Origin of the sequence: Methylomonas aurea, from assembly GCF_024505045.1 — a bacterium.
Lineage (GTDB): Bacteria > Pseudomonadota > Gammaproteobacteria > Methylococcales > Methylomonadaceae > Methylomonas > Methylomonas aurea.
Genome location: NZ_JANIBM010000064.1, coordinates 1 through 9,651, shown reverse-complemented (window position 1 = coordinate 9,651; position 9,651 = coordinate 1). Strand labels below are relative to the sequence as shown.

Genomic DNA, 9,651 nt, shown 5'->3' with positions numbered 1-9,651 from the left:
AAGGGGCAGCCACAGAATTCGGAAAAAATAGTACGCTAAGCTTTTATGGTAAGAGTTTAGGAGTTGTAATGGCAATCAATGCACTAAGTGGGCAAGACCATATGTTAGAGCCTAGTGTGGCCAAACATATATTGATATGTTTGGCCACAAAGGGGCAATCGGCCTTGCTGTAGCGTACATTTACTTTAGAAAATACATACGCTTAGATCAACAATTTAGTCATCGTGATCTTCCACAGAATAATTTTCCGCTTGCATAATTTGTTTATCACACTAAGATAGTAATCAATTACTATCTTTTGAGTGCAACAGTGAATACCCATGTAAAACATCTTCCTGCGGATGAACGACGGGCCGTAACAGTCGAGGCGGTGGTTGAATTGGCGGGTTCACAAAACCCCAGCGAAATCACAACAGCGGCTATCGCTAAACATATGAACCTGACCCAGGGCGCGTTGTTTCGTCATTTTCCGACCAAGGACGCCATTTGGCAGGCAGTCATGGAATGGGTAGCGGAACGCCTTCTGGCCCGGATTGATTGCGCCGCGCAAGGTATTGAATCGCCTCTAGCCGCGATGCAGGCGATATTCATGAGCCACGTCGAGTTCGTGGCCGAGCACCCAGGGGTTCCCCGAATGATGTTTGGTGAATTGCAACGCGCCGAGCAGACGGCGCCCAAGCGCATAGTGCAAGCTTTGATCCGGCGTTATGGAGAACGCCTGCACCGGCTGATCGAGGCGGGCAAGGCTTGCGGCGAGCTGTCCGCTGCACTCGATACCGAAGCCGCGGCCACCCTGTTCATCGGCACGATCCAAGGCCTGGTCATGCAATCGTTGCTGGCCGGCAATGTGGAGCGTATCCGCCACGATGCGCCACGCGTCTTTGCCATTTATCAGCGTGGCATCCGGAGTGCGCAATGAATCGCATGCCTCTACAAAAACGAACCTTGGCGCTTCTAGCAGTTATTGTGCCGTTGCTGGTGCTTTTCGTCTACGTCGCCTTACGATCCGGCCCGCTAGCACCGGTAACCGTGACGGTCGCGGAAGTAAAGTCAAAGTCAATTGCCCCGGCGCTATTCGGTATCGGCACGGTGGAGGCGCGCTATACCTACAAAATTGGTCCCACGATTGCCGGTCGCGTGCAACGTCTGGAGGTGCATGCAGGCGATCAGGTGAAGGGCGGTCAAGTGTTAGGCGAGATGGAGCCGGTCGATCTCGATGATCGCGTCCGCTCGCAGGAATCGGCCTTCAAGCGTGCCGAAGCGGCATTGCGCGAAGCGAAGGCACGACAAGTGTATGCGAAGACTCAGTTGCATCGATATGAACAATTGTTTGCGGTACGCTCGACCAGCGAAGAAATAGTCGCCACCAAGCGACAGGAATTGCAGATCGCAGATGCTGTACTTACGGTTGCCCATGAAGACGTCGCTCGTGCTAGGTCTGACCGGGAGGCATTGGTTACGCAGCGGGGTAACCTGCGTTTGATCGCGCCGGCTGACGGCTTGGTCAGCTCCCGCGATGCCGATCCCGGCACAACTGTCGTGGCTGGTCAAGCTGTGGTGGAAGTGATCGATCCCGAAAGTTTATGGTTGAACGTACGCTTCGACCAGATCAGTGCTGCAGGGCTTGCCGCTGGACTGCCGGCCCGCATTGTGTTGCGCTCGCGCAATGGCCATGTGCTGGCTGGCCGCTTACTGCGGGTGGAACCCAAAGCAGATGCCGTGACCGAAGAAATGCTTGCCAAGGTGAGTTTCGATCTGCCTCCCGATCCATTGCCGCCGCTGGGTGAACTGGCCGAAGTTACAGTCGACTTGCCGGTGCTTCCAGCTGCCCCGGTGATTCCCAATGCCGCCATCCATCGCGAGAATGGGCAAGTGGGAGTCTGGCAAGCTATGGACGGCGACCTGTACTTTACTCCCGTTAAATTAGGCGTTGCTGATCTCGATGGCCAAGTACAAATACGCGAAGGACTGAAGGACGGCGACCAGGTAGTGGTTTACAGCGAAAAGGCGCTGACCACACGCAGCCGAATTCATGTGGTTGAACACATTCCCGGTGCCGCACGATGATCAGCTTGGCGGGCCGCGACATTCTCCATTCTTGGGGTAAGTTCGTGTTCACCGGTGTCGGATTGGGCTTATTGATCGGCGTGACGCTGAGTATGGCAGGCATCTATCGGGGCATGGTCGACGATGCACAGGTGATGCTGGACAATACAGGCGCGGATTTGTGGGTAGTGCAACAGGGCACTCAGGGGCCTTATGCCGAATCGTCCAGTCTGTACGACGACCTGTATCGCAGTCTGCTGAATATGCCGGACGTAGAATACGCAGCCAATGTCACCTATCTGATTATGCAGGTAGGTCACGGCGGGCAGGATGTTAGCGCCATGGTGGTTGGCGTCACGGCCGGCAAGCCGGGTACGCCTGGACAGCCCCGGTATCTCGTCGCTGGGCGACATATCACCCGTAGTCACTATGAAGCCATTGCCGATATTTCCAGCGGATTTCAGCTTGGTGAGCGTATCCGAATCCGCCGTAATTTTTACACGGTCGTCGGATTATCCAAACGCACAGTGTCTTATAACGGTGATCCGATGGTTTTCATCCCGCTTAAAGACGCACAAGAAGCGCAATTTCTGAAAGACAACGATGCGCTGGTTCAGCAGCGCCGCCGCAATGCCGAGAACCCGGACTTCAATCGTTCAGGCATTCCCGATCTACTCGCTGTGGTGAACGCATCGCAAAGTACCAATACCGCTGTGAATGCAGTACTTGTTAAGCTCAAACCCGGCACACTCCCTGAGGATGTAGCCGAAACGATACGCCGCTGGACGCGCCTGCAGGTTTATACCCGTGCCCAGATGGAATCGATTCTGATGGACAAAGTAATCGATAAATCGGCCAGGCAAATCGCCTTGTTTTTGGTGATTCTGAGCATCGTCAGCGCGGCCATTGTTGCTTTCATCATCTATACCTTGACCTTGGGAAAAATTCGGGAAATTGCAGTGCTTAAACTGATTGGCACCAAGAACCGCACCATTGCCGGCATGATCATGCAGCAGTCTCTAGCTCTTGGCGTTATCGGTTTTGTGGTGGGGAAAATCACCGCTACCTTCTGGGTGCCGATCTTTCCCAAGTACGTATTATTAATGCCGCTAGACTCCATCGCAGGTTTTTTCGCTGTGCTGGCAATCTGCGCATTGGCCAGCCTTGTTGCTATCCGTATGGCACTCAAGGTCGATCCGGCCGACGCTATAGGAGGCTAAGGTGAGCGGCAAAGGCATTCACATTGAAGGTTTAAAGAAACGCTACGGCGAGGGCGATACCGCTGTTCATGCCTTGAGGGGCGTGGATATGCAGATTGCTCCGGGTGAAGTGGTGGGACTTATCGGGCCATCCGGTTCCGGCAAGAGCACCCTGCTCAAGTGTCTGGGGGCGGTGATCGATCCGACTGCCGGCCGCATGGTTCTGGGTGATGAGGTAATCTTTGACAACGATTGGAAAGTACGTGACCTGCGAGCCTTGCGGCGCGACAAGATCGGCTTCGTATTCCAGGCACCCTACCTGATTCCTTTTCTCGATGTGACCGACAACGTTGCACTGCTGCCGATGTTGGCAGGTATACCCAATAGTAATGCGCGTGCGAAAGCACTGGAGCTTCTCACCGCACTGGATGTACAACACCGCGCCCGTGCCATGCCGTCGCAGCTTTCCGGCGGCGAACAGCAGCGCGTTGCCATCGCGCGGGGGCTGGTCAATCGCCCGCCTGTGATTCTTGCCGACGAGCCCACCGCACCGCTCGACAGTGAACGGGCCATGGCCGTTATCCGTATCCTCAACGACATGGCACGCCAGTTCGAGACCGCCATCATCGTTGTCACCCACGATGAAAAAATTATTCCCACCTTCAAACGCATCTACCATATCCGAGACGGCGTGGCCCATGAGGAAGTCGGCGAAGGACGAGGATTTGAGTGAGAAAACAATTAAATTCAAGGTGCTTTATGACATACCAAAACTTCCCGAAAAATCTATTGACTGTCATTGCAGCCAGCGTATTTATAGCCGGTATCTACTCGCATGCTTGGGCTGATGGAGATACCGAAGTTAAGCCGTTAGAACTAAAAAGGATCATGCAAGAACTCGGTAGGAGTATGCAGACCATCTCAGACGCTATTTCTCGTGAAGATTGGGCTTTGGTCGCCAAAATTGCGCCACAGATCGCCGAGCATCCAGAGCCGCCCGTTATCGAGAAGATGCGTATCCTGACGTTCATTGGCACCAATATGGGCACATTCGAAAGTCATGACGAAATAACGCATCAAGCTGCGCGGGCGCTGGAACAAGTTGCCTCTCGGAACGATGGACAAGGCGTGATCACAGCCTTTGCGAATCTGCAAAGCAGTTGCCTGGCTTGCCATCAGAGTTTTCGTCAATCGTTCGTGGAACATTTTTATGGGCAACGTTGAAGGAATACACCGTCACGGCATTGATAGATCGAAGACCGATCACATGACGGTTCGGACCTATACAGTCATCATTTTTGCCGGATTGCTGGCAGGTTGTACCGTAGGGCCCGATTTCAAAGCACCGGCCGCCCCCGATATGCCAGCCTACACCGCAACCCCTTTGTCAACTCAAACGGCATCCGCAGCCACGGCTTTTGGGGGAGCACAACACTTTAGGATCGGCTTAAATGTGAGTGCACAGTGGTGGCGTAATCTGGGATCTTCCAAACTCGACGCGCTGATAGAACAGGCTTTTCAGGCCAGTCCAACGCTGGCTTCTGCAAGAGCCACGTTACGTCAGGCGCAGGAAATCCATGCAGCGCAGGAGGGGGCGATGATGTATCCCCAAGTCGATGCCGGTTTCAGTGCTCAACGACAACGCTTTAATCCCATCGTATTGGGGCAAGATGACCAGGCGCGGGAATTCAGTTTGTTTAACGCGGGTGTTAACGTCAATTACCAACTCGATCTTGCCGGCGGTAACCGCCGCGCATTGGAAGCCTTAGTCGCCCAAACCGAGTATCGTCGCCACGAAATGGAAGGTGCGCAGCTGACCTTGGCGGGCAACATCGTTACCGCCGCGATCACCCAAGCCAGGCTTGCGGCACAAATACAGACTACGGAGGCCATTCTTCGCGCGCAAGATGAACAATTGCACATTACCCAAGAACGCGTGCGTCTTGGCCAGGGCGCACCGGATGAGGTATTGGCACTGCAAACCCAAGTGGAACAGACTCGCGCCGGCCTTCCTGTGTTGCGCAAACAGAACCAGCAGAATGAACATCTGTTGGCCGCACTCAGCGGCCGTGCCCCGGGAGATGGGCGATTACCTACTTTCACGCTGGAAGAATTCACCCTACCGTCCGATTTACCCCTAATCGTACCTTCCGAGTTGGTGCGCCGCCGCCCCGACATCCTGGGCGCAGAAGCGCTGTTACACGCGGCCAACGCGGAATACGGCAGCGCAATCGCCAAGCTGTATCCGCAACTTAATCTCAGCGCCGATCTCGCTACGCAGACCTTGGTTGCAGGCGCATTGTTCGGCCCCGGTTCGGCAATATGGAACGTCCTTGGACAACTTACTCAGCCGCTCTTTAATCCCGCACTGCCCGCCGAAAAGCGCGCGGCATTGGCCGCGTTCGATGCCGCGGCAGCCAATTACCAAAGCGTGGTGCTCGAATCCCTGTGCAATGTGGCCGATGTCCTGCGCGCACTGGAGAACGATGCCCAGGCATTGGCGGCATTGGCCGCCGCCGATGCTGCGGCACAGGGCTCTTTGCAATCCGTGCAGAGGCAATATGCACTGGGTGCAGCCAGCTATGTTCAGCAACTGATCGCACAACAAGCGGCGCAACAGACCAGAATTAACTTGATCGCGGCTCAGGCACAGCGCCTTGTCGATAGCGCAGCTCTGTACCAAGCTATGGGCGGCGGTGTCAGTTAAGACTATACCCTAACCTGATGTCAGGCTGCGCGTGCCTTTGGCGTCAGAATAGAGTGTCTTTTTGCAAATATTGACACATGCCACCAAAGGCTATAGATTTCATCCTGACACTTTTGGTTTTTTGAGGGGCAATTATTTGCAAGGCCATCGTATTGGTTACATCAGAGTCAGCTCGTTCGACCAGAATCCGGAACGGCAACTGGATCAGGTCGAGGTCAGTAAGGTTTTTACCGATAAGGCGTCCGGTAAAGATACCGAACGTCCGGCCTTGGAAGAATTGCTGGCGTTTGTCCGAGAGGGCGATACGGTCGTCGTGCATAGCATGGACCGCTTGGCTAGAAATCTGGATGACTTGCGGCGCTTGGTGCAGCAGTTAACCAAGCGCGGTGTTCGCATAGAGTTCGTCAAGGAATGCTTGACGTTCACCGGCGAAGATTCGCCGATGGCCAATTTATTGCTTTCTGTCATGGGGGCGTTTGCCGAGTTCGAACGGGCGCTGATCCGCGAACGGCAGCGCGAAGGCATTGCGCTGGCCAAACAGCGCGGCGCTTACCGGGGGCGCAAAAAAGCACTATCGACTGAGCAGGTAGCAGAGTTACAAAGCCGGGCCAGTGCCGGCGAGCAGAAAGCCAAGTTGGCCCGCGAGTATGGCATTAGCCGCGAAACCCTATACCAATATTTGAAAACCACTGCGTAATCATGGCCAGGCGCTTGGTTTTGTCCGCTACGGAACGGGGTAGTTTGCTGGCCTTGCCTGATACTCAAGACGACCTGATCCGCCATTACACTTTCAATGAATCCGACTGGGCTCTGATTCGGCAGCGCCGGGGTGACGCCAATCGACTGGGCTTCGCGGTACAGCTCTGCCTGCTACGTTACCCTGGTCATGCGTTAGCTGCGAACGCGACTGTATCAGACTCAGTGATCCACTGGATCGCCGGCCAAATCCAATCCGATCCCGGCGCTTGGCGAAAATACGGCGAGCGCGACGAAACGCGGCGCGAACATTTCCAGGAACTGCGCGGCTATCTTGGCTTATCGACCTTCGGTTTGTCCGATTTTCGGTTTCTGGTGAAAACGCTGGCCGATCTCGCCATGCAAACCGATAAGGGTGTGGTGTTAGCGGCCTATGCCTTGGAAGCGCTTCGCCAACGCAAGGTTATTCTACCGACGATTAATGTGGTCGAGCGAGCCTGTGCCGAAGCCATCACTCGCGCGAATCGCAGCCTCTACCGGACATTGGCCCAGCCGCTCACGGCGTTGCATCGACAACGGCTCGACGAACTGCTGAAAATCAAGCCGGATTCCAACACGACTTGGTTGATTTGGCTACGCCAGTCGCCTTTGAAGCCCAATTCCCGTTATATGCTGGAGCACATCGAGCGACTGAAAACCATTCAGGCCATTGCCTTGCCGGATGGCATTGGTCGGCACATTCACCAGAACCGGCTATTAAAAATCGCGCGTGAAGGTGGGCAAATGACGCCGCAGGACCTCGGCAAGTTTGAAAGCGAGCGCCGATACGCCACGCTCGTGGCTGTAACCTTGGAAAGCACGGCGACCATTGTCGACGAAATTATTGATTTGCACGACCGTATCCTGTTGAAGTTATTCAGTGCAGCCAAGCACAAGCATCAACATCAGTTCCAACAACAGGGCAAGGCGATCAACGACAAGGTACGATTACTTTCAAAAATCGGCCATGCCTTGTTGGATGCCAAGCAATCGGATAGCGATCCTTACGCCGCAATCGAGTCCGTAATTTCCTGGGACGACTTCCAGCAAAGCATCATCGAAGCGGATCAACTAGCCAAACCCGCGGCGTTCGACCACTTACATTTGATTGCTGAGCAATTCAGCACCCTCCGCCGCTATACGCCGGACTTCCTGGACGTGCTGACATTACGAGCGGCACCGGCGGCGCAGGATGTTCTGGATGCCATTGATGTGATCCGCACTATGAACAGTGCCGGCACGCGCAAAGTGCCGATTGATGCGCCGACGGCTTTTATCAAACCGCGCTGGAAGTCGCTGGTACATGGCGACCAAGGGCTTGACCGTCGCTTCTATGAAATCTGTGCGCTCACCGAACTGAAAAACGCACTCCGTTCCGGCGACATCTGGGTACAGGGTTCCAGACAATTCCGCGACTTCGACGAATATCTGTTGCCTTCCGTGAAATTCCAAGAACTCAAACAGGCAAGAGTATTGCCGGTCGCCGTCAATCCGGATTGCGAACAATACTTGCACGATCGGTTACAGTTGCTAGAACGACAACTGAGCACGGTTAACCGTTTGGCATTGGCCAATGAACTTCCTGATGCCATCATCACCGATTCCGGGCTGAAGATCACCCCATTGGACGCCGTCGTTCCTGAAGCGGCACAACAATTGATCAACCACGCAGGCATGTTGTTGCCCCGCATCAAAATCACCGAATTATTGATGGACGTGGACGACTGGACCGGCTTTAGCCGGCATTTTGTACATTTGAAGGATGGAGAGCCGACTAAAGATCGCGCTTTGTTGCTATCGGCCATCTTGGCCGACGCCATTAATCTGGGGCTCACTAAAATGGCCGAGTCTTGCCCCGGCACAACTTACGCCAAACTGTCATGGCTGCAAGCCTGGCATATCCGGGATGAAACCTATTCTGCCGGATTAGCCGAGTTAGTGAATGCCCAGTTCAATCATGCGTTTGCCGAAAACTGGGGCGATGGCTCGACCTCGTCTTCTGACGGCCAGCGTTTTCGGGCTGGCGGCAAGGGCGAAAGTTCGGGTCATGTCAATCCGAAGTATGGCAGCGAACCGGGCCGATTGTTCTATACCCACATTTCCGACCAGTACGCCCCTTTTCATACCAAAATCGTGAATGTCGGTATCCGCGATTCGACCTATGTGCTTGATGGTTTGCTGTATCACGAATCGGATTTGCGTATCGAAGAGCATTACACCGACACCGCCGGCTTTACCGATCATGTCTTCGCGCTCATGCATTTGCTGGGATTTCGCTTTGCACCCCGCATCCGCGATTTGAAGGATACCAAGCTGTATGTGCCGAAAAACGGCCAAGACTACCCAGTGTTGCAGAGCATGATCGGCGGTAACCTGAACATCAACAGCATCCAAACGCATTGGGACGACATATTACGGCTTGCGGCGTCGATCAAACAAGGCACCGTCACAGCATCTCTGATGCTGCGGAAACTGGGCAGTTACCCACGGCAGAACGGACTGGCTGTGGCCTTGCGCGAACTGGGCCGTATCGAGCGCACCTTGTTCATTCTGGATTGGTTGCAAAACGTAGAACTGCGCCGACGTGTCCATGCGGGACTGAATAAAGGCGAGGCCCGCAACGCCTTAGCCAGAGCGGTGTTTTTTAATCGCTTGGGTGAAATTCGCGACCGCAGCTTCGAGCAACAGCGCTATCGTGCCAGCGGCCTCAACTTGGTAACGGCGGCCATCGTGTTATGGAACACGGTCTATCTGGAAAGGGCTGTCGAAAAACTGCGGGAACTAGACAAGCCCATTGATGATTCGCTGCTGCAATACCTGTCGCCGTTGGGTTGGGAGCACATCAATCTGACAGGCGATTACATTTGGCGGCAGAACCGAAAGATTGAAGACGGGCAATTCAGACCGCTGCGAACTACTGAAAAGTCTTAGCGTACTATTTTTTACGAATTCTGCGGCTATCCC

8 protein-coding genes are annotated in these 9,651 nt (G+C 54.4%); all 8 read left to right on the top strand.

Annotated elements, in window-relative coordinates; translation table 11 throughout:
* Positions 1-310 precede the first annotated feature (310 nt).
* Positions 311-919, top strand: coding sequence for a TetR/AcrR family transcriptional regulator (locus NP603_RS21405; protein ID WP_256612896.1), 609 nt, complete (start codon positions 311-313; stop codon positions 917-919).
* Complete coding sequence (locus tag NP603_RS21400) at positions 916-2,067, top strand: efflux RND transporter periplasmic adaptor subunit (protein ID WP_256612895.1); 1,152 nt, start codon at positions 916-918, stop codon at positions 2,065-2,067. The genes NP603_RS21405 and NP603_RS21400 overlap by 4 nt, the downstream gene beginning before the upstream one ends.
* A complete protein-coding gene (locus tag NP603_RS21395) occupies positions 2,064-3,266 on the top strand; it encodes an ABC transporter permease (protein ID WP_256612894.1) in 1,203 nt (400 codons plus the stop codon). Before NP603_RS21400 ends, NP603_RS21395 begins: the two co-directional genes overlap by 4 nt.
* 1 nt (position 3,267) lies before the next feature.
* Positions 3,268-3,978, top strand: coding sequence for an ABC transporter ATP-binding protein (locus tag NP603_RS21390; protein ID WP_256612893.1), 711 nt, complete (start codon positions 3,268-3,270; stop codon positions 3,976-3,978).
* Entirely contained in the window at positions 3,975-4,469 is a 495-nt protein-coding gene (locus NP603_RS21385; RefSeq protein WP_231890171.1) for a cytochrome c, read from the top strand. Before NP603_RS21390 ends, NP603_RS21385 begins: the two co-directional genes overlap by 4 nt.
* Positions 4,456-5,952 (top strand): efflux transporter outer membrane subunit, encoded by a 1,497-nt coding sequence (locus NP603_RS21380; RefSeq protein WP_256612892.1) that lies wholly within the window; start codon positions 4,456-4,458, stop codon positions 5,950-5,952. Before NP603_RS21385 ends, NP603_RS21380 begins: the two co-directional genes overlap by 14 nt.
* A 61-nt stretch (positions 5,953-6,013) precedes the next feature.
* Positions 6,014-6,649, top strand: coding sequence for a recombinase family protein (locus tag NP603_RS21375; RefSeq protein WP_443192648.1), 636 nt, complete (start codon positions 6,014-6,016; stop codon positions 6,647-6,649).
* Positions 6,650-6,651: 2 nt separating this feature from the next.
* Positions 6,652-9,618, top strand: coding sequence for a Tn3 family transposase (locus NP603_RS21370; RefSeq protein ID WP_256612890.1), 2,967 nt, complete (start codon positions 6,652-6,654; stop codon positions 9,616-9,618).
* The last annotated feature ends 33 nt before the right edge of the window (positions 9,619-9,651 follow it).